At 43.2% G+C, this 21,200-nt stretch carries 13 protein-coding genes; all 13 read right to left on the bottom strand.

What is annotated here, in order from left to right; genetic code table 11:
* Positions 1 to 37 precede the first annotated feature (37 nt).
* Positions 38 to 412, bottom strand: a complete 375-nt coding sequence (locus tag AC58QM_RS35150; protein ID WP_497289308.1) for a hypothetical protein — start codon at positions 410 to 412, stop codon at positions 38 to 40.
* Between the two features lie 286 nt (positions 413 to 698).
* The gene (locus AC58QM_RS35145; RefSeq protein ID WP_497289307.1) at positions 699 to 2,630 is read right to left on the bottom strand and encodes a DUF8034 domain-containing protein; all 1,932 of its coding nucleotides are present in this window, start codon (positions 2,628 to 2,630) and stop codon (positions 699 to 701) included.
* Positions 2,631 to 2,659: 29 nt separating this feature from the next.
* Complete coding sequence (locus tag AC58QM_RS35140) at positions 2,660 to 4,087, bottom strand: hypothetical protein (protein ID WP_497289306.1); 1,428 nt, start codon at positions 4,085 to 4,087, stop codon at positions 2,660 to 2,662.
* A 14-nt stretch (positions 4,088 to 4,101) separates the two neighbouring features.
* Complete coding sequence (locus AC58QM_RS35135) at positions 4,102 to 5,220, bottom strand: glycoside hydrolase family 88 protein (protein ID WP_497289305.1); 1,119 nt, start codon at positions 5,218 to 5,220, stop codon at positions 4,102 to 4,104.
* Between the two features lie 24 nt (positions 5,221 to 5,244).
* A complete protein-coding gene (locus tag AC58QM_RS35130) occupies positions 5,245 to 6,147 on the bottom strand; it encodes an aldo/keto reductase (protein ID WP_497289304.1) in 903 nt (300 codons plus the stop codon).
* Between the two features lie 32 nt (positions 6,148 to 6,179).
* Positions 6,180 to 7,157 (bottom strand): Gfo/Idh/MocA family protein, encoded by a 978-nt coding sequence (locus AC58QM_RS35125; RefSeq protein ID WP_497289303.1) that lies wholly within the window; start codon positions 7,155 to 7,157, stop codon positions 6,180 to 6,182.
* A 294-nt stretch (positions 7,158 to 7,451) separates the two neighbouring features.
* Positions 7,452 to 12,137: an FIMAH domain-containing protein gene (locus tag AC58QM_RS35120; RefSeq protein WP_497289302.1), complete on the bottom strand. Its 4,686-nt coding sequence runs from the start codon at positions 12,135 to 12,137 to the stop codon at positions 7,452 to 7,454.
* Positions 12,138 to 12,170: 33 nt separating this feature from the next.
* Positions 12,171 to 14,045, bottom strand: a complete 1,875-nt coding sequence (locus AC58QM_RS35115) for a heparinase II/III domain-containing protein (RefSeq protein WP_497289301.1) — start codon at positions 14,043 to 14,045, stop codon at positions 12,171 to 12,173.
* Between the two features lie 104 nt (positions 14,046 to 14,149).
* Positions 14,150 to 15,667: an ABC transporter substrate-binding protein gene (locus AC58QM_RS35110; protein ID WP_497289300.1), complete on the bottom strand. Its 1,518-nt coding sequence runs from the start codon at positions 15,665 to 15,667 to the stop codon at positions 14,150 to 14,152.
* A 96-nt stretch (positions 15,668 to 15,763) separates the two neighbouring features.
* On the bottom strand, positions 15,764 to 16,654 hold the full coding sequence (locus AC58QM_RS35105; protein ID WP_497289299.1) for a carbohydrate ABC transporter permease: 891 nt from the start codon (positions 16,652 to 16,654) through the stop codon (positions 15,764 to 15,766).
* A gap of 14 nt (positions 16,655 to 16,668) precedes the next feature.
* Positions 16,669 to 17,583, bottom strand: coding sequence for an ABC transporter permease (locus AC58QM_RS35100; protein WP_497289298.1), 915 nt, complete (start codon positions 17,581 to 17,583; stop codon positions 16,669 to 16,671).
* Positions 17,584 to 17,774: 191 nt separating this feature from the next.
* Positions 17,775 to 20,060 carry a helix-turn-helix domain-containing protein gene (locus AC58QM_RS35095; RefSeq protein ID WP_497289297.1) on the bottom strand — a complete coding sequence of 762 codons (2,286 nt, stop codon included), beginning with the start codon at positions 20,058 to 20,060 and terminating at the stop codon, positions 17,775 to 17,777.
* A gap of 782 nt (positions 20,061 to 20,842) precedes the next feature.
* Entirely contained in the window at positions 20,843 to 21,016 is a 174-nt protein-coding gene (locus tag AC58QM_RS35090) for a hypothetical protein (RefSeq protein WP_497289296.1), read from the bottom strand.
* Positions 21,017 to 21,200 lie beyond the last annotated feature (184 nt).

The following is a 21,200-nucleotide window of genomic DNA, read 5'->3' as shown; positions in this document are numbered from 1 at the left end:
CAAAAGAGACAGAAAAAGCGGAGCTCACGCCCCGCTTCTACGCATTCTTACCAGAACGACTCCTCAGTTCATTCTCAACTCCATCGATCCACGGCTCAAAATGATGCTCCATGACCTCAATCCAGTTATCAGGTGTGTTATGACTTGTTAACTTGCCTGATTGCTTCGTCTCACTAACTATAGCAGGCAGATCGTGTGATAAGAGAATATGAACGTGCCTTGAGCACCAATGATATAAGTCATGTTGAAGCTCTCTGGCCCGCTCTTCCTGCAATTGATAGTGATAATAGATATAACTAGCCGCCATTTCTGGCTTGAGCCTTGCGATACTTGCGACTCTACTATCAACCTGTCGGCTTCCAGGCCACGATTCCGGATTTGCCGGTACACCATCCTGGAAAATGTCCATCATAGGAACTGCCAGGCGATTTCCCTGCTCTCGAGGCCAGGCTTCCTGCCATTCTGCATAAGCTTCTGGCCAGTCCCAGTTATGACCATCTGTATATGTCTTCCATATACAGAGATAGATATCGACCTCTCAAGAACAAAGATACGGAGAGCACCTTTTCATTTGCAAATAGCTGCTCAAAACCTCCTGATCTTAACGGACTGCTGTGCGAAAGATGTCCTCTAGACCAACCTTTAAAAGAGAAAAGTAAAGAGTCGCTGCACTTGCAGTCTCATTTCGAAAAGCTAGATTATGACTTTCTGCCTTCAAGCAGGACGTCTTTTTCGCGATCTGCCCAAGGCATATCATAGGATGGCGCATTTACATAACGGTTCATCGTCAAAAGTAAAGAAACACCCGTCCCTGCAGGAAGATCGACTTGCAACCATTTATCATTAACAACCGACATCTCCATGCTTGTATTTATCTCTTCTACAAGATAAACCTCTTTAAATTGATGTTCCCCGAATGTCCCTGCCTGAATGATGACAGAGCGATTGTCGAACTGACTTGTATTGACAAGTTCTAGCGTTACAGATTGTGCAGTAAGATCTGTAACCAGCGCAGCGACACCTTCAGGCAGACCTGGACGTTTCGCATCCGCATCGTAGTAACGAACCCGAGCATGCTGCAGGCCGCCGTGCGAAATATGCATAGGACCACCTAACGTCAATTGGACGAGGCTTTCCATGTAGATCGGGCACATTTCTTGCCATATGTGAATGCTGGAGAAATCATCATCGCTGAATTGATTCGCCCAGTTATACGGATCGCCCGCTTCGGAACGCATTTTGGCCAACTGCTGTGCGACTAATTCCACGTTCGCATCGAGAATTTTCTGCGGATAATCGGGATTAAGTCCGCGAATAAATTGATACCAAGGCTGTGTATTCCCGATGTAATGTTTTGTATTTCTTTTCGTTATCTTGTCTGTACCTGAGAGCTTCGGGATGATGACCTGATTCCAGTCATGATCTTTCGGAATACGATTAATACGTTCCAAATCTTCGTCGGCCATCGACATCGTCCATAAATAGACAGGATATTGCGGTGCCGCTTTGCGATAATCCGTCCAGCCTGCGTCAAAACGTTTATACGGAACGAGCACCTCTCCGTCTTGCTTCACGCGCAGTGCCCAGTTCTCATCCAATTGTTGACGTGCCAAATCAAGCATCTTCATATCGCCTGTGAGCAGCGCAGCATTCATGCATGCATTGGTTAATGGTTCAATGATCGTCATGAACCCATGCGGCCAGCGCCAGCCGTAATAGCCCCCCCACCATTTGCCATCGTTATATTCGCCGATTTCGCCGGATAGACCGACATTATCAGGGATAATGCCACCGTTCTGACGCGTTCTTTCCTCCCAAGCTGCTACATATTCCAGTACCCATTTGCGATATTTCTCATCACCAGTATGAAGGAATGCATTGGTCACCAGCCCCGTCGCGTTGAGGTTCAACGGCACGTCGCCGCGCGTCATACGTTCGTTCATCATGCGAATAATGTTCGCGTACACCTCATCGTTCGACCATGCGCATTTACCGCTGGCAAAATCCACGCCTGGAATATCTTCATACGGTGCCAAATAATCGTCTAAAATGCCGCGATGTGTGCTCCAATCTTCTTCCGTCAGCTCGAAGCGCGGCCCCATGCTCCCAGAAATCGCTGATCGAATCAGCTTGTGCTCGGCATCGTAATTGAGCGCCTCTTTGTCTTCGCCCGTATACATGCCAGCGAATCGAACAGCACGTTGGCGATCCTTTAACGTAACAGGTCCTGCAAGACCGAGGAAATACGTGAACAAGTAACCCTCTCCATGATGCATCCAATCGTAATAAGCATCAAACTCACGGTGAATTTGGCCGTATTCCGTCCACTGCCACGTAATTCCTTCCCAGATTTTACGCGCCAGTCCATGCAGCTCGTTGCTTCCGCCGAGCATGTAGAGAAGCGCCAAATTCATAAATCCTTCATAAGGATCGTCTGATCCGTCCATCCCTGGCCAATCTTCACGCCATATTAATGTGCCGTCCGGCCGAGTGTAGCGTTCAACAAATTCAAAAGCAGCTTTATTCAATTGATCGATTAGTAATCGTTCCGATAATGCCCATTGCGGCGGATTCACTTGACGCTTGGCGGTTATACGTGGAATCGATTGTTCAGCGTTAGGCGTTGACACGTATATCACTCCCTGATCTTCATTTGTTCTTATTCCCAAAAGCCCAAGTAGGGCAATTCAGCAATGCTGGTAATATCTATGTTTTGAGCTGTCCGCTCATCCGCTTTTAAATAAATGCCATCATCTGTTTTGACAAAGACGGGCTGGTTCGGGAACAAGAAATGATTCGGAAGCGCACGTTCTCCACCTACCCAACCCAGATCTCGGCCAAATACGGCTTCGTCCTTACGGCCGATCAGCTTATGGACATCCTGCCAGTAATAATCGTTAATCGCCCAGTGTTCCCCCTCTTCGACCCATATACATTGGTCTCCCAGCAAAACGGACATGCGCTGATTAGACTTCATTAGTCTCAAGGACATATTCGTTCCAAGCCCGTGGCGATGCAGTAAATAATACAAATCATGTGCATGCCAAGCTGAGCTTGGCGCAATATCAGCTTCATTCTGCCAACCGGTGGCTGATACAAAATAACCGCCTGGCGACTGATTCGAAGCATACGTCTCGTCGCATTCTTTCAAGAATTGCGCCAACTCTTCGTCAGGCTGATGCTCCAAATAGCGAGCGACACCGTATAACGACATACCCATTCCCGCTATGAGCATAGGTCCGTTCATTTTCGTCCACTCGGTTCCTCGACGCAGCCACATGCGATGCATACGTTTCTGCCTCTTCCGATCAATCCAGGCTGACCGGGCCAAATGTCGGCACAAATTTCCTGCGTGATGCAAATATTCAGGTTTGTTGAACATTTCATACGCTAGCACCAACGGAGCGATCATTAATCCGTAGTATTCCGCAGGCTCAACCATGCTCGTATCCCCTAAATAGCGGTACGTGGCTTCACAATCCATATCTGGAATGCCTTTTATATGAAAATTTTCAATCATAAAGTTCAAATCGTCTTGGATCACACTTCGCCAAGGCGAATCTGGAAACAGCTGCTGATACAGCAGCTTCCCCCACAGACGGCAATATTCTTGATTGCTAATGTTTCTCGTTTTTTTAAAAGGGTAGATCTCGTCACAAGCCTGCAAATTGCGAAGCATCGACTGCCGAATGTATGCGATCGATTCCAGCGGCAGCCACGATCGGCCATGAAGTGCTGTCAGCCCCAAGGCGACGTTCGGCATCATGTTATGAATTAATCCTTGATTCAGCATTTCCCCGACCTGAAATCCGATGTGCTTGTACTGCCCATCCTCTTGAAAGCGAGTTGTTTGATATTGAATCATGTGAAGGACGTGTTCTTTTAAAATCGTGCTAGGCTCATCAGCTACAATTCGGCTCAAAGCGGCCATCAAAGGGCTTGCCCATGTGCTGTGCCCGCTTGTAAAATCCGCCCACCGATACGGATTGGATCCCCACACGGAATGATTATGAAAGCCATGAATGGCTCCGTCTTTTTGTACCCAGGACATCAGCCAATTGCCAAGTGATTGAATGTTCGGTTTCATATAGCGCTTCCTTCCTACCAAAACAGCTCAGTGCGTCCGCGCAGCTTGGCTATCGCTTCGGCATAATAGTAGTCGCCGTATATAATCGGCACATTCACATAGGCTCTTTTCGGAAAATTTGCAGTCGCCATCGACAAAATGCCCTCTTCGTCGTCACTCCATGAAGCGTATTCCTCTGTGAGCACCAGTAATATCCGCTTCGCCGCCTCACTGTAAATATGTGCCTCCGATTCAGGAACCGCGCGGCTCATTTCCAACAAGCCAGTAGCCGCACAAGCAGCCGCTGATGTATCAAAAGCTGTTTCCGGCTCGACCGGCGCTCGGAAATCCCAATAAGGCGCAGCGTCTGCCGGCATATTGGCGATATAAAAATGTGCAACGCGTTTAGCCGCATCCAAATATCTTTGATGCCCCGTATATTTGTAGCTGAGCGCCATACCGTATAGCGCCCATGACGTACCCCGGGCCCAAGCCGAATCTGGTGAGTAACCTTGTCCGCCTCTAGCCTCAATGCGCTCCCCCGTTTCAGGATCGAAAATGACAATATGATGCGAAGAGCCGTCAGGACGGATAAAATCGCGAAGAACTGTATCGGCATGCGCAACCGCGATATGACGGAAGCGCGGATCATTTGTTGTTTCACTCGCCCAATAGAGCAGAGGCAGATTCATAAGGCAATCGATAATGGCCCAGCCTTGCTGATTTTCACCGTTCCATGCGCGAATGAATTGGCCTTTTAGATTGAAGCGGCCCGCTAGATGGCTGGCTGCCATCAGCCCGCGGATTTTAGAAGCTTCCGTGCCCAGCAGCTTATACTGCGCCACAGAGGTCAAACTCCACATAAAACCGACGTCATGATGAAGCTTTTCGTACCCTAACAGCGTTTCGTCCATCTGGTTCTCAACAGATACCGCGATGTCCCGAAAATCGGCATGCCCGTATTCTTTGTATATCAACCACAGCAAACCAGGCCAAAATCCATTGGTCCACCAGTCATTGGTTTCATTATTATAAGTTCCATTCACGGAAGCATACGGAAAAGTCGCTCCGATCCGTTTGCTTGTTCGTTCAACTTTCGCAACGATCTTTCCCCATACTTCCTCGGCCCATGCTTCATTTACGATCCTTGTCATCTTCAATTCCTCCCACACCTTCTTCTAAAACAATCGCTGTCCTGGGAACAACGCAAATAATTTCTCAAGTTCCTGATCCGATAATCCTACTCCATCACAATACTTCGCATTCGCCTGCAACGAACGGACCGAAGTCGTTCCCGTTAATGTAATAGCAATATCTGGACAAGTTAAGCTAAAGCGCATCGCTGGCTCTACAAGTCCTTTCGGTTCGCTTTTACGCAGAAATTGGAGCTGATCCATCCTTCTGTTCGCTTCTTGAAGCAAGGCATGACTTTCTTGTAAAAAAGGGGCAGGATGATCCGCTAAAATACCCATACCTAGCGGACTGCCATGAATGACGCCGATATTTTTCGCCTTGGCGAGCGGCAGCAGTTCATCTTTGGCTGTATAATCAACCAACGTATACTTCGCATACGTCTGAATTGTATCTACTAAATCTTCTTCAAGGAAAGGTATCAGTAGTTCAAGCTTCCCCGCGTTTACGCCGATCGCTCGCACTTTCCCTTGTTCCTTCAGCTTCAGAAAAGCAGGAATCGTCTCGTTCACCGCTTGTTCGTAGCTCGTTTGCTCCAATTCATGGAGCTGTATGAGATCGATATAATCCGTCTGCAGTCGTTGTAAGCTTTCTTCTACGGATTGAATCGTGTTCTCGTACGAATAGGGCGTACCTCTCATCACAGCTTTTGTAGCTAGAATGACTTGATCGCGCTTCCCTTTCAGCGCCTGGCCAATTCTTCGTTCGCTTTCTCCGCGACCGTATAAGGGCGCTGTGTCAATGAAATTAATGCCTAGGTCCAGAGCACCGTGAACGACACTCGTCACGACTTCATCCGTTGTCCCGCCAAAGTCACCGCCTAACGGGGCACCGCCTAAACCAATTTTTGAAACTCGAAAGCCTGTTTTTCCTAAAATCGTATATTCCACTTGATTCTCACCTCTTCATGAAAAGTACATTGCTAAATGTTGACCTTATTCCCTGTCCGCACCGATTCCAACGATGCTTGAATCATCCGTAAGACAGGTTGAAACGATGAAATATCTAAGTCAGACTTTCGTCCTTGTTTATATGCATTTATGAATTCATTCACAGTACCCTCGCGCAATTCAAAACCATAGGCATCATCCGGTACGATCTTCTCCTCTCCCCCGTCACGGTCGATGAAGACCAGGCCGTCAGCACGCAATTGCAAACTTCCCTCCGACCCGTCGATTTGGAATTCGCCCAGCCAGGAAGTTGCCGCGCCATGCGCAGCCCATGAGGCGTAATAATTCAAGTTCAATCCATCGTTACTCTGTGCAAGGATTGATACAACCGAAGGTGATTGTTCTATGGACCATGATGGGAGATCAGATGTCGCATACACTTCCGTGAAGCGTTCGGCACCGATCAGGTAATGGATGACACCGAGATGATGGTAAGTTAAATCCTCCAACATGACATGCTTATACTCATTCATCCACGACGCTCGAATATTCGGCCGTTGGCATCGCCATACGATTTGCTCCACATTACCGAGCCTGCCGCTTAGAATGGTTTGCTTCGCTGTCTCAACAAATTTATCGAATCTGTAGGCTTCTCCAATGGCGATCTGCCTTCCTGTTGAACGGGAGAACGAAACCATATTGGCCCCATCATCCCAAGATTGCGGTCTGAATTTTTCAAGATATATATCGAATCCGCTATCCAGTACTGTTTGGATTGTCTCCATACAAGTTTTGGCTGAAGGCGGCGTCACCATCGTGACGAGATCAGGCTTCAGCAAGAGAAGTGCACCAGGTACATCCTCGAACTGAGGCAGATCGGCAACATGCTTATTCGCTTCCCAATATCGGTTGCTGACACCGACCACCTGAACATCTGGACGAGAAACCCAATGGGAAAGCCACTGACTATTTAAGCCGATACAAAAGACCCGAAGCGGTCCTTGTTCCATACGGTCTCCCCTCCTCAAAGATCTAGATCATAAGATGCTCTCATTATCAGCTTTATGAAGCTCGGCTACTACTGTAATAAATGAGAAAAACTCTACTTTTTATACATACATTTCGGAAAATACTGTGTTTTTGTAAAAATGGAAAAACCGGATAGGAGTTACCGCCTCCTGACCGGTTGCATTCTGCTTCATATGAAGCGTTACAGCATTCGATTCGCATGAAGCTCAACTTCGATCTGCGAATCGAAATGCAAGAACGTGTAAGCTATCGTCATCTTACGTGGGGTGAATTGGTCACATTCTGGACCAAGCTGCAATTATATCTTTTGCATCTGTAGTCAAGACTTGCTTTACATACGCCGAAATCTCATTAGGTTTCACTTTCTCAAGAACCTTCAGAACATCTTGCATATGCTTAATCGCTTGAGCTACATGTCCTTTGCTGTAGTGTTCAAGAGATTGACTGAATTTGTTTGTGATTTGTGCTTCCAACGAGCCGCTTATTTCCCCTGCAGCCACAAATCTCTCCATCAGCTCCTGCATCGAACTTTCGTTGGTCCCAACTTTTACGTTAATCTCGGATATTGTCTTATTCCCAGCCAGATCCGTTGCAACGACTTGAATGACATGGATCCCTAGTTGACCTGCCCAGTTCAATGTAGTTTGTTCCGAGGATGCCACAACGCCATCTATGAGTATGGTTTGCTCGACTAACCCAGACGATTGATCTTCCGATTGAACGTTCAGGTTTAACAATTGGCTATCTAAGACTGCAGCTCCATCCACTAAAGGACTGTCATTCAAGGTAAGTACCGTTGTTGGTGCTGTCTTATCAACATTCACTGTAATCGACTTAGATGTTTCAACATTTCCAGCGCGATCTGTCGACCGATACTGAAGCTCATAGATGCCATTGCTAAGTAAAAGTGGAGTGCTATATGGCACGAATCCATTAGTCGAAAGCAAGCCGTAAACGCTTTGCAAGACAGTCAATGCATACTCCGAAGACGCTACGCCAGCATGATCGTCTTGCGATTGCAGGGTTAATATTACATCCGATGTAAACCAATTGCCAGAGCCTTTCGATCCATCCAAAACAGCTTGTGTTGACGGTGGAGTGCCATCTGGTGTTCCAATAACTTCATTGGAATTACGACTTTGTCCCGCTGCGTTGTAAGCAAGGATTGCGAAATAATAGGTGGTTCCATTTTGAAGACCCGTTATTATCGTGCTGGAAACATTGCCTGCATCAAACGTTGACGTGTAATCGCCGCTCGCTGTTCCGTATTTGACAATATAACCGGTCGCTCCGGAAGTGCTACTCCAATTCAAGGTAAGCTTTCCATTTCCAGCTTCGATAAGACTCTGAGTTGGTGCAGCAGGAAGATCCACAATGGAAATATCATCGTAATACGCCGTCACCGTATTCCCGGACCATTGATCGCCAATGACTATACGATTAAAGTTCGGAGCCCCTGTTAAAGAAGCAATCTTGACATTGTCGATGTACATATCTACTTTGGTTCCAGATGTATAGTCCCACTTGAATTCATGCCATCCGGTTGTTCTAGCCACGCCTGTTGCCACATGAGTACCACCTGTACGATATACGTATTTCGTTGCTGAAGTCGGCGTGTTGACCCCGATTCCTCTTGCGGTAACACTATCGTCAACAAAAGCTACGTTCTGCATGTTAGTTATTGAAGCCGTGTCATAGAACCACAAAGAGACTACCTTGTTAGAAGGTGTATCAAAGGTTTGATAAATGGTATCCATATCTTCATTAATAATGAAACTGCTTGTACCAGAATGAACTTGGGCTGAACTGAGCGATGGCGTACCTTTACCTGGCATTAACACCCAATTGCTCAATCCATTCTCAAAACTATCAAACGGCTGTAAAGTTTGGAATGGGTCTGTCGATAGCTTGTATGGTACATATATAGTGACTTCTACAGAATTTGCACTTAATGCACCCGTAGATGATCGGGACTTCATGATGTAATAATAGGACTTTCCATACTCACTAATTGTTGAATCAATGCAAGAAAGTGTTGTTACCTCACTGCACACGGTCGTCGAATAAGGACCATCTTTAACGTTCGAACGGTACACATCGTAGGTTGCAGCATTCGAAACAGCAGGCCAAGTGAAATTAGCATCAGTACCATTATATGAACCAGCGAATGCAGCCGGAACCGGCACCTTCTCAGCCACCCCGAAACCATCTACAAAAGCAAAGTAATTCCCAGTTGGCTTGCTTGCAAATAGGGTAGCGCTTGTATTCGTTGGTCCTGTAGTAAACTCAACGCTCTTTGCCTTGGTTGTGCTGTTGAACGTCTTTTCCGTTATCGTTGTTGTCGTCTCAGTACCTCCAAAATCTTTAACGCCTACGATCGCTTGATCCACATTAGCAGTCGTATTGGATAATCTGAAGTTATCTAAGTAGATTTCGTTTGCATTGGAGAATACCAAGTAAACATCGTGTACCCCTGTAACTGATGTTGTTATAGGTGTATCCGTTTTATTGTAATTCCAAGCACCATTGTTGATGACGTCATTCGTTGCATTAATCGTATAAGTGGCAATCGATGGGTTTGTAGGACTGTCTAGTTTAACATCGATTTTACCGCCGCTCACTCTGCTTACTGCACCGAAGTTGATGCTGTTGTATAAAGCTGTTCCAAAGTCGATACTGTTATATTTGACCCATGCTCCTGCCGTGTTACCACATAGACAGTTTTCTCCTCTGAACGGGGATTGGCTGAATGATCCTGAGCTACCCTGATAGTCTTCTGCTTGAAATACGGTTCCCTGTATGATTCCCCAAGCATTTAATGTATAGGTCGTATTTGGTTTAAGACCGCTTACCGTCTGTTGTATGGTGTCTCCAGCTTTAAGCCGAACAGCATTTTTCTGAAATCTAACCATGCTTGACGCTTTATAATCCCAAGCATTTCCTTTGAAAATGGACGGAGTTCCTGCAGTAATTGACCATTCTTCAAAATTGCCTCTCTCAAAGCCCGCATTTTTCATCTGGTTTTTATATGGAATATTTGGATTTAGATAAAAAGTAGGATTTGGAGGATTTGCAAAATCATGCCCCACTTTCCATGGAGCTGCTCCAGTTTCTACTGCACCTATTTCAGGTTTATTACCGATATAACCATCCGTTATTCCTGGAATTACTGTACCTTGATCTAAGCCTGAAGAACTGCTCTTCAAGGAGTACGCAGAAGGAAGTGTTGGGTTTGGATTAGAGACACTATAAGGAGCCGTCCAATGTGTAGTACCCGCACTAATGATATTTTTGTCTTTTGTCATATCAATACTGACTGTATCACTTACTATGTTGTTAATAAATTTCGAACCTATTGAATCACAGACATCAAAGTTATTACAGAATTGACCTACATTACCTTGGACTGAATTGTTATAAAATAACTGGTATTCATTAGGAACATTGATCAGCATTCCTCTTGCACTTGTATTGTAGGTAATGTTGTTATAAAAAATAGCGTTATGCACCGAGTTATCTGGATAAATACCGTGAGATCCACCGGCACCTATAATATCATGAACTACGTTATGGTGTACTTCCGTGTTTTCCATATCCACATCTACAACATAGAATGCCCCGCCATCTTTAGATAGCTTCATCCCATGGCTAATATCGTTATACTGAATAACGGATCTGGAAAATGAGCCCCCAACAAGCCCACGACCTGACATCGTAAGGGTATTATGGCTGACAAGATGATTAAATCCAGAAAGTTTTACAGCATCAGCATAAGAATGCAAAAAGTCAACATTATGAATGTAATTATTAATGATACTATTATCATGTCCATCAACCAGAATACCAGGACCGTACATATTTCTAATTTCGCTGTCCCGTATCGTATTGTGATCGCCATTCAAATTCAAACCTAATGTTAGACCACTAAGGCTTTGCATGCCAGCCGGCAAATTATAGTCTGGCGCATCAACCAACGTATTTTTCAGCATATTATAGCTGGAATTAACAAAGTTAAGATTGGCAGCTCTTAACTTAATTCCGTCAATGGTAACATCGGTTTTTCCTGTAAAATCAAATGCATAGTCTCTCTTTTTAGCTTCAACCATCATAGTACTTGGATCTTCATTATCAGGAGCAATGAAATATAATTTGCCATTCGCTACATCCTTGTACCATTCTGTTTCAACATCCAAGACGGCCTTATTTCTTGTAATATAATAATAGGAAGAAGAGTCAGGATTGTACCCTGCAGAGGGGTTCGGCCAAATAATGTTGATGGTTGAGCTTGAAGGATTTCCTGTAATGGCTGCAGTATAGCTAGCATAACCATTTCCCGTTCGAACCCAAAGCATTCCTCCGCTATTAAATGTACCTGCGGGAAATTTAGTACCTAATCCTGGTGCGTCAACGAAATAAGACGTTGCCCCAAATGTGAATGTTTTAACAGTATTATATTTCGTTCTGTCCAACAGATCTGCAACTGCAATATTCGGAAACGTCGCTTCCTTCATTAAGACTTCATTAGCAAAGATAATATTTCCATCGCCGTTGTACATATCCCAGTTCATATCTGCTACATAGACTTTCTTTCCATTAGCCAATGTAGTATCTAGTGTCCAGCTTGTAATCAAGTCCGCCCCTGAGACAGTTGCGCTTTCACCATTGTAATTTTTTATTGTTACGCCAGAATTAGGAGTTACCGTTTCTCTATACACACCAGCGCGAACATAGATAGTCTCCCCAGATTGTGCAACGTTTGCAGCTGCTTGAATCGTCTTGAAAGCAGCACCAATAGTTAAACCATCGTTGGTATCATTACCAATCGCTCCATCAACATAGTAGCTTGTTGCACTCGCTGCATAAGTTTTGGATGGGATCGATAGAACTGGCATACAAATCATTAGGAACGCTAATACCAGGGCAATCCATTTATAAGATTTAGTTGCATTTGCCTTAAGCATTCTCATTACCTCCAATTAGTTGTGTAAGCGATATCAAAATCTAGCTGCTTGATTCATAATTTCAAATCGAAATTGACTCTCTATCTCTGCACTAACGCTTGTGCGATTTAACATCAATCGATAGTACTTCCCTTTTTTCCCGTAATGATCAACTGTATTAGTCTCTTCTACCTCGATTAACCAATCGCTCGAGATAAAGTGCATTTCCACTGTACCGATCGTGATTCGACCCATCTCAATCTCCTTCGGCTCTACACCGCAGATGAATACTTCTTGGAAAGCCGATGGCATATCACTAAACGCTACTTTATCCGTAATGATTAACTGTGAAGCCTCATCGCTCGGGCGGCGCCATAGATACTCTCTCGTAAGCGATTGCAAGTCCGGACACGCGTAGGCCTCGGTTAAGTCGAGTTCAAAGCGTACCTCGTCATCTGTCACCTCATGCTTCACTAGCTGTGACTTGTATTGCCTACCGAAACCTTGGCGATACCCATCAACAATAGGGACGGAATGTCCATGAGATCCAGCATGAATTGTTTCGTATCGATGCTCCGGCTGAAAATATTGCTTCGTGTAGACGCCAATTCCCACGTCCGCAAGCACAGTAACTCCGTCAACATGCAGGATAAAATGTCCCAAATCATTATGGTTATGTGGCTCTTCATTGTACCCACCTTTTGCGGCAAAAGCAGCGATTCGTCCATCAGGCTGATCAACCTTCGAAATGACCCACTGATTTCCGGTGAAAATTCGCTCCAGAATGCGGTCTTGCTGATCCGTTAGCTGTGCTGCTTCACCATCCTGCTGCTTCGATGACCACAGCATCAAACGCGATGCTTCCACCCAGGAAACTGGAATGACGTTCATCCGATATTCTTCTGGCGGAAGTTGCAAGGATGGGAAATATTCATTCAGCCGCTGCATCAAGCCAGTATGAAAACGAGCTTCGTCCGGTGCATCCGAAAAGTTCACAACCTTCCCGTTGGTCAGCAAGCAGAATTGCGGGAACTGAGCAATCATGCCAACTTTTTGCTCATCAAGCAGCCTTATTTGCCCTCCTGTACGTTCTTTCAGCAATTCAGCAAAATAAACGAGGTGAGAGAATCCGAACGACCAATAAACAGGTCCTTCTGGCGTCGCTCCTTGATCATCAAAGCCTGATAAGTATTGGCGAAGAACATTAATGACTCGCCAGAGCATACCGCCAAGCTTCTCTCTGTCATCAATTAAATAAATAGCTGCTGCACCTATGCTGGATGCACAAACTGCTGGCCAGTTATTCGTCTTCAACTCCCAGTTCTGAGGAGTCGGATCATTAAAATAGACTTGGAAAATACGACGCTCAATTTCTGCTTTCGCTCGCTCCACAACCCATGGGTGCAGTCGATGTCCAACCTTGTCTAAGATTTCGGCCAGGGCAAACCCAACTCCAGCAGCATCCAAATCAATTGTTTCACGAGGTGCTTGCGGCTTATCCCAAATGCCGTTCGGATATTCATTCACATACAGTCCGACATGTGCCGGCAGTACCCACGTATATTCATTGCAAATAGACCAGATCGCATTTTCAAGCCCTTTTTTCCATTCTGGTCGTTCATCTGTCATCATCAACAGACTGAATATATGTAAACCGGAAAAAAGCTCGTTGCGTTTGGTTTGATAAGTCATTCTGTCGCCTGTTTCGCCAAACAAAAGGAAGTCGGAAAACGGCGGATGGCAAGGGGATTGATCGGTTAACCTAATTACTTGCTCCTCAAGGTTGTTCCAAAAACTCTTATATTGTTCTTCTTTACGAATTTGCGACCAGCGTTCCGGCAAAGTTGATTCTTGAAAAAGCGAAGTAGTTTCACGCTTCGTTTGTTCCAAAGCTTGTTTTAATTGCCGTAGAGTTAACGTTGTAAGCATAAATTCCCACCTTTTTTTGAACTAGCATATACAAAATCATGCTTACAGCAGCAAGCTCTCACTTTATCGCTGTAAGCATGATTTAACTCTAATAAAACCTTGAATTACTTCGTTTTTTTCCACTCATCAAGTTGCTTTTGAACTTCCGCGATAACTTTGTCAGCGCCTGCTGCTTTCAGTTTTTCTTGGAATTCTTTCAGTTTATCGCTAGCTGCAACTGTACCCGTATTTAGACCAGGGCCGTATTGATCCAAAACTGTTGCAAGGTTAGCAATCTCCGCGGAAACTGCCGCTGGTTGGAACTTGAAGCCCATAAGCGGGGATGGTTTCGCAGTTTCGTTTTCTTTTTGCGTATTTGCAACAACGTTTGGATCAGTACCTTCTACAAGTAAACCGTTGAACGTGTTCCCGAATACCCAGCTTGCATTAGGAACGTAACCAGCTTCTTTGTTAATTTTGATTGTGTTGTCTGCATTTTTCGTATAGTGCTTACCTTCAACGCCAAAGCTGATTGTGTTGTACAGCTCTTTGTCTGTGTTCAACAAATTAATAAACATCATTGCACGCTCAGGGTTTTTGGACGTTTTGCTGATGGCTTGCATCGTCGTAATGATGGAACCTGTTCCTGCCCATACATCCGTTGTCGGAATCGCGATCACATCGTTACCGCCGTTTGCTGTCTTAAACTGTGCTTCAACGCCTGGCTTCAAAACGTTGTGAACTTGAACTACTGCGTTGCCTGTTTTCTCAATATCCGCTTTATTTTTCAATGTAGCTGCATTATCGTTGATTAAGCCTTTATCGTGCCAACTCTTCGCCAAACTCAAATATTGCGAATACTGAGGAGTTTCATAGATATTGACAACTTTGTCTGGTTTGGAAATATCAATACCAGCAATGCTATTAATTCCTTCCAAACCGTAACCGTATAACATATTACCGAATCTACCTAAACGATCCATCAAGAAAGGAACTACGTCTTTAGACTCGCCTGCTTTTACTTTAGCCAAGAATGGCTCAAGATCTTCAATCTTTTTGATAGATTTAACGTCTAGATTGTACTTATCCGCAAATTTCTTTTGGATTAAGAAACCTTGTTTGTTCGTTACCGTTTGATAGTTTGGAATACCGTACACTTTACCGCCGATTTTGGTAGCATCCCATACGAATTGCGGCATGGATTTACCCAATGTTGGTGCATATTTGACCATCAAATCATCTAATGGAATGAAAGCACCTTTGGATTGGTTTGTTACGTAGTCCCAGTTCCAGTTAGATACCCATGCGATGTCGTAGATCTCACCAGAAGCCGTCGTTGTGTTCATCTTTTGAACATAATCAGCAAATGTTTGCGGTTGCAATTTAACGGTTGCATTGATTTTGACTTTCGTAATTTTATTAACAGCTTCTTGTACAGATGCCATATCTTGCGGAATCGCGCTTAACGGGAAGTTCCATACCAAGTCTACTGGTGCCAATTGCTCTACTTTAGCAGTCGCAGCAGCACTAGCCGCTGGACTTACTGTTGTGGACGTGCTCTCGGAACCTTTGCTTCCGCATGCCGACAATAGAACAGCAATACTTACTGCGCCTGTTAATACCTTAAACATTTCCTTTTTCATAGAATTACCCCCTGCGATAATTAGATTTTGTATGTTGCGTATATATCAACTGCAGCATCTTATATGTAACACTGCAGTTCGATAATGAATAAGTTGTTAACCTTTAATAGAGCCTACGGTCAGACCGCTGATGAAAAATCTTTGGAACATTGGGAAAATAAACATCATTGGACCAGCTGCCAAAACAGCCATGGCCATTCTCGCCGATAAGCTCGGGAAGTCAGCAAGATTAAAGTCGACATTGACAGTCGCAATGTTGTTCGATAAAAATTCAATGGTGCTCATGATGCGGTAAAGCAGCAATTGAAGCGGTATTAGCTTTTGATTATCGATAAACAATAATCCTAGCCACCAATCATTCCAATATTGGAATGAAATGAACAAGCCAATCGTAACAAGTGCTGGTATCGATAATGGAAGCACCATTGTGAAGAATATGCGCCATTCATTTGCACCATCAATTTTGGCTGACTCGAAGATTTCCAGTGGAAGCTTATCCAAGAACCCTTTCATGACGAGAACAAAGAACGGGCTTAGTAAGTAAGGAACGATCAGCGCCCAGATGGTATCCTTCAAGTGCAGATATTGCGATATTAGAATGTAGAACGGAACGAGTCCGCCTCCGAATAACGTTGTAAAAAACACGTATAGGGTCATGATTTTGCGGTAACGATAATCTCGTCGCGACATCGTGTAAGCTGTCAACGTTGTGAAGAGCAAACCAACGATTGTCCCTACAACTGTTACGAATACGGTGACCCCATAGGCACGCATTAGCGCTTCGGGAGCATCAAGGATAATTTCATAGGCTTTTGTGCTGAAAACCTTCGGAAATAGATGATAGCCATGTGTTAACAGCGATTTTTCTTCTGTAAACGATATGGAAATGACGAGAACTAGCGGCACAATAAGCGCCAGCGATAATAGACAAAACAATAGATTAATGACATTGCCAGACCAGTTCACTCTGTTGCTTTCCGTTTGCATATATTCCTACCTCCTTACCAAAGCGCATTGTCTGAGTTAATTTTTTTGATAATCCAATTGGACAACAACACCAGAATGAAACCAACAACAGACTGGTAGAGCCCGATAGCCGTAGACATTCCGACATCTCCAACAACTCGCAACGATCGGTATACATAAGTATCGATAACATCGGTTGCGTTATATAAGAAGCTTGTGTCGTTCGGAATAAAGTAGAACAACCCGAAATCAGCACGGAATATATTGCCGATAGCTACGATTAACAAAATAACGATAAGCGGTGTTAAGAGCGGTATTGTAATTTTACGAATCATTTGCCATTTGGAAGCGCCGTCAATTTTGGCAGCCTCATAATAACTTGAATCGATGGAAAGAATACCTGCATAGTAGATTAAAGTTGAGAACCCTACGCCTTTCCATATTTGCGTTAGTATGATAATAAACGGCCAGTACTTTGCTTGTTCATACCATTTGATTGGCTGATCACCAAGTGACTGAAGCATGACGTTCATGAAGCCGTTTTTGTGATCTAGAAACCCGAAGACGATATACCCGACAACAACCCAAGATAAAAAATAAGGTAGAAACAAGGTTGTTTGATGAAGTTTAATCCATTTTCGAGGGATTTCATTTAACAAAATCGCGAATGTTAGCGCAAACAATAGTGTTAGTACAATAAAACTCATGTTATAAAGAATCGTGTTGCGTGTTACTGTAAGGGCACTATCTGATTTAAAAAAGAATTCAAAGTTCTTAAACCCGATCCATTCACTTCCCCAAATCCCTAAATCGTATCGATATTGTTTAAAGGCAATAACGAGTCCGAGCATGGGCAAATAGTTGAAAATCAATTTATACAGGATTGCCGGCAGTGACATGACGAACAATTCCTGATTGCGTTTGAAGTGCTTCCACTCCTGTTTCAGCATTTGCTTCCTCCCCCTTAAGATGTGTTCAACTCTGTGTTGTATGCCCTTATTATTGGGGGAAAAGCGTACTAATAACTACTGTAATAATCAAAAAACACTCCACTTTCGTCCCGTACAATCCCGAAAACACTGTATTTTCACCATTTAAGAGCAAAAGAAAAGCTTTCTGGGCATTTTCGTACCCAGAAAGCTTACTCCTGAACAACTGTTTTAAAGCGATATTCCTTTGGCGTGATTCCGAATTTCTTTTTGAAAAGCTTGAAAAAGTAACTCTCATTGTTATAACCGACCATTTCCATGATGCGAGTGATGCTGTAATCTTTGGTTTCGAGCAAGTGAAGTGCTTTTCCCAAGCGAACATCATTAATATACTCACTAATGGACACTGATTCATGCAGTCTGAATTGCTTACTCACATGAGCCGAGGATAGTTTCATGGCTGCCGCTATACTTTGCATACTCAGATTTAAATCCTTATACTGCTCTTCAATCATTTCTTTTACAGTATCCGTTAAAATTTGATTCGATTGTTCTTTGACATCTTGCGTACGCTGCTTCTGAATGGCTTTGAATATGTCTAGGAATACTTGATATATAGGCTCTAACGTTTCTTGCTTCATTGTGATCTGAACATGTCTCTTAAAGTCCAAGTTGACTTGTCTTACAGTCCGACTGTTCATTTCACGCACGATATTTTCCATCAATGCAAGCAAGTGAAGAATCGCATACATGATGTTGTTATAATGCATGACTTTCATATGTTGGAATAATTGGTCCAAATGTTCCTGGAAATCTTTCTCTTGCCCTGATTTTATGGCTTCGGTAATTTTCTTTTCTGCATCAATTGGAAATTGGAACGTAATATTATCATTATTGTGTCCCACGAGATCTGGTGTAATGACAGTACCTTTACCGAAAATCATTCGATAGTTTGCATTATCCAACACATGGCCATATTGCTGTGAAATTTGCTGATATCGGTCAATTTTTTCTCCAATCGAAACCGTAATCGAAAGATTGTAGTATTGAAGAATAGTTTGCTGAAGCTCTTTTAACGTGTGTGTCAGGGGTGTCGTACACTCACTAATGAGTAAGACAAAATGATGATTGCCCATTGGGACAACTTCGCAGTTGAAACTTTTCGAAACAAGCTCCTTAGTTATATTAGCGATCGCAAATTTGTACATTCGCTTCTCGCCATCACTCGTTTTCGATTCAAATCCAGCAAAATCATCAATCAACAGTACACAAACACGCAGCCCTTGTTTAAAATCCATATCCCAACTGACTTGGTCCATTTCTTCCTGGGTAGGCAGACTTGCATCGGAAATCAGTCTCCGCAACGCGTAAGTCTTCTGCGCATCTCTGTTCGTGTGCTCCTCCGATTCATGTTTCACCAATTGATGCATCGCGTCTTGATAAGCAGTCGAAATGACCTTTAACTCATCTAATTCAGCCTTATCGCCAGTCTCTTTCCGGCGGATTCCCGTCACTTGATGTAATAAATTTTCAATTGGACGATATAAGCGGTAAGCGATCAGCAGCGAACTTGCGATAGATAAAATTAAGAATACAATGATGATTACAAAGGAAATCAACCGCATTTTGCTCAGCTTGCCCCATACAATTTTGTATGGCTGATCACTCGCAATGACCCACTCGTTTTTGCTGGATGACATTAAGCTTAGAATGGACTTATCGTCTCCCGATCCGTGTACGAGATAGTCTTGTGTGATGCCAGCGCTCACTTTTTCCCGGATAATGGACTCTATTGTCTCTGTAGAAGCAATATTATCCTGCTGCTGTGCCATAAGTGGAATACCTGATTTATCTGTAATAAAAATAGAGCCGCGAATTCCTTCAGACGTTTTATTCATATTCACTAAGTTATCAAACAACCAGGACGGCTTTATTGTAACAACCAACTTACTCTCAGAAACATCGTCATACATGAACATCGCCAAAGATGGAAATGGCGTTTTATCCGTATATAAAGGAACGAAGGTAAGAACGGGTATATTCTTATGCGATTGAATAAACTTATCAATGACACCTTTCATTCCGTCATCCTGGCAATCCAGACTGCTCAAAGTTGAATAATAACAGTCTGTTTTGGCATTATAGATCGTAATATTTTGCAAAAAAGACGAGTTAAAGACCGTTTTTTCCAGCCTGTTTAACTTTTGTGCAAGCTCACCTTTATCCATGAGATTGATATTTGACAAATAGACAACGTCAGGGTCAAAAAAGGTAGCAACTGCAATGTTTTTAACCGTATCATGCATATAGTCAATATTGTATTTAATTTGGGAAAGAACCTTTAAATCCGCTTGCTGCTGCATTTGCAACATCGTTTTATCAGCGTTGTAGAACAGAAGTGTCGTGCTGACAGATAGAAACACAATCATCAACACTGTGATCGAAAGCAAAAGCTTTAGCAAGTATTTTCTTGATTTGTATAAACGGATAATATTCATGTAGGCCCACCTTTTCTCGGAAGCTCTATGACGTAAGGCGAAATTCATTATAGAATATAATATAAAAGATCAGCGCATTGATTAAATATTAGTTTTTTTGAAACAAATTAAGTGTTTACAAACGTTCCCAATCTATTATTAAGTCAATTTCTACTGAATTTCTACTGTTATTATTAAAAAAAACTATACTATTCCCAATTTAATGCTCGAAAAAAAAAAAAAAAAAAAAAAAAAAAAACAGATAGGTACAAGTTTAACATCGATGATCCGGATCTCATCAATTCACTTCTTCGATGTTCTTTTTTCTTTAACGTCGAAGGACAAACACACATGCCGATCAATTCACAACCTCCATCAATTACCTTTCCAGACAAAGGTACTATACCAATATCGAGTAAATATTTAAGCACCCAACGATAATGTAGTTTCAACATTCTCGCAATCTTGCCTAGAACGATATATTGATCAGTGAATCTTTTCACTGACTCGGCATTTACAACAACATTAAATTTTTGCACATCTCCGTCTAAAAATCCTAATTTTATCTAATGATATTTATCCATACTCTAACTCGAGTTATTCCATGAATGAAAAGGTTTAAACTAATTACAAAAACATTAATAAGCAAAAAAAACTAAACCAAATAGGTTCAAGCTTCATAGTTGATATCTTTAGCCGACCCAAGCCACACAAGGCGCAGGACAAGTTGTTCTCCCCGAAAGGTTTACAAGCCAGTGCTGATTGAATCTCCCACCCAATGGAATAAGCAACACCGTTTCTACTTAGGTTGGGGTATCAACTTCTTTTGCTAATATGAATTCCAACTCTGTTCCATCAGCTGAAATTATGTATTTTCTTGATTCATCAAAGTCATCTGGTAATCGGTATCCCATCTGACGGAATAAAATCGTTATGCTTACATTCCCCTTTGGGACTGCAATCCGAAAAGGTTTCATAAAACCACTCATTTAACTTAACATTGTAAACTTGTAAATTCGCTATTCAATCTGCTAAGTACACCACGCTCTACTGCCCGTCCCTCGGTTTTAACGGTTTATCTAACGTATTCTCACTCATTCGCAGGATTTCATTACCTTGAAAATGACGACTACTTAGAAAACGAAGTCCTTTGGATAAAAT

It is taken from the genome of Paenibacillus sp. J22P165, from assembly GCF_059692015.1.
The sequence above is the reverse complement of the archived record's forward strand: the minus strand, read 5'-3'. Positions and strand labels throughout refer to the sequence as shown.

Bases quoted from the DNA above. Each gene is read 5' to 3' on its own strand.
- AC58QM_RS35125 (WP_497289303.1), bottom strand. From the start codon at position 7,157: ATGGAACAAGGACCGCTTCGGGTCTTTTGTATCGGCTTAAATAGTCAG.
- AC58QM_RS35105 (WP_497289299.1), bottom strand. From the start codon at position 16,654: ATGCAAACGGAAAGCAACAGAGTGAACTGGTCTGGCAATGTCATTAAT.
- AC58QM_RS35115 (WP_497289301.1), bottom strand. From the start codon at position 14,045: ATGCTTACAACGTTAACTCTACGGCAATTAAAACAAGCTTTGGAACAA.
- AC58QM_RS35090 (WP_497289296.1), bottom strand. From the start codon at position 21,016: ATGAAACCTTTTCGGATTGCAGTCCCAAAGGGGAATGTAAGCATAACG.
- AC58QM_RS35095 (WP_497289297.1), bottom strand. From the start codon at position 20,060: ATGAATATTATCCGTTTATACAAATCAAGAAAATACTTGCTAAAGCTT.
- AC58QM_RS35150 (WP_497289308.1), bottom strand. From the start codon at position 412: ATGATGGACATTTTCCAGGATGGTGTACCGGCAAATCCGGAATCGTGG.
- AC58QM_RS35140 (WP_497289306.1), bottom strand. From the start codon at position 4,087: ATGAAACCGAACATTCAATCACTTGGCAATTGGCTGATGTCCTGGGTA.
- AC58QM_RS35120 (WP_497289302.1), bottom strand. From the start codon at position 12,137: ATGCTTAAGGCAAATGCAACTAAATCTTATAAATGGATTGCCCTGGTA.
- AC58QM_RS35110 (WP_497289300.1), bottom strand. From the start codon at position 15,667: ATGAAAAAGGAAATGTTTAAGGTATTAACAGGCGCAGTAAGTATTGCT.
- AC58QM_RS35100 (WP_497289298.1), bottom strand. From the start codon at position 17,583: ATGCTGAAACAGGAGTGGAAGCACTTCAAACGCAATCAGGAATTGTTC.
- AC58QM_RS35135 (WP_497289305.1), bottom strand. From the start codon at position 5,220: ATGACAAGGATCGTAAATGAAGCATGGGCCGAGGAAGTATGGGGAAAG.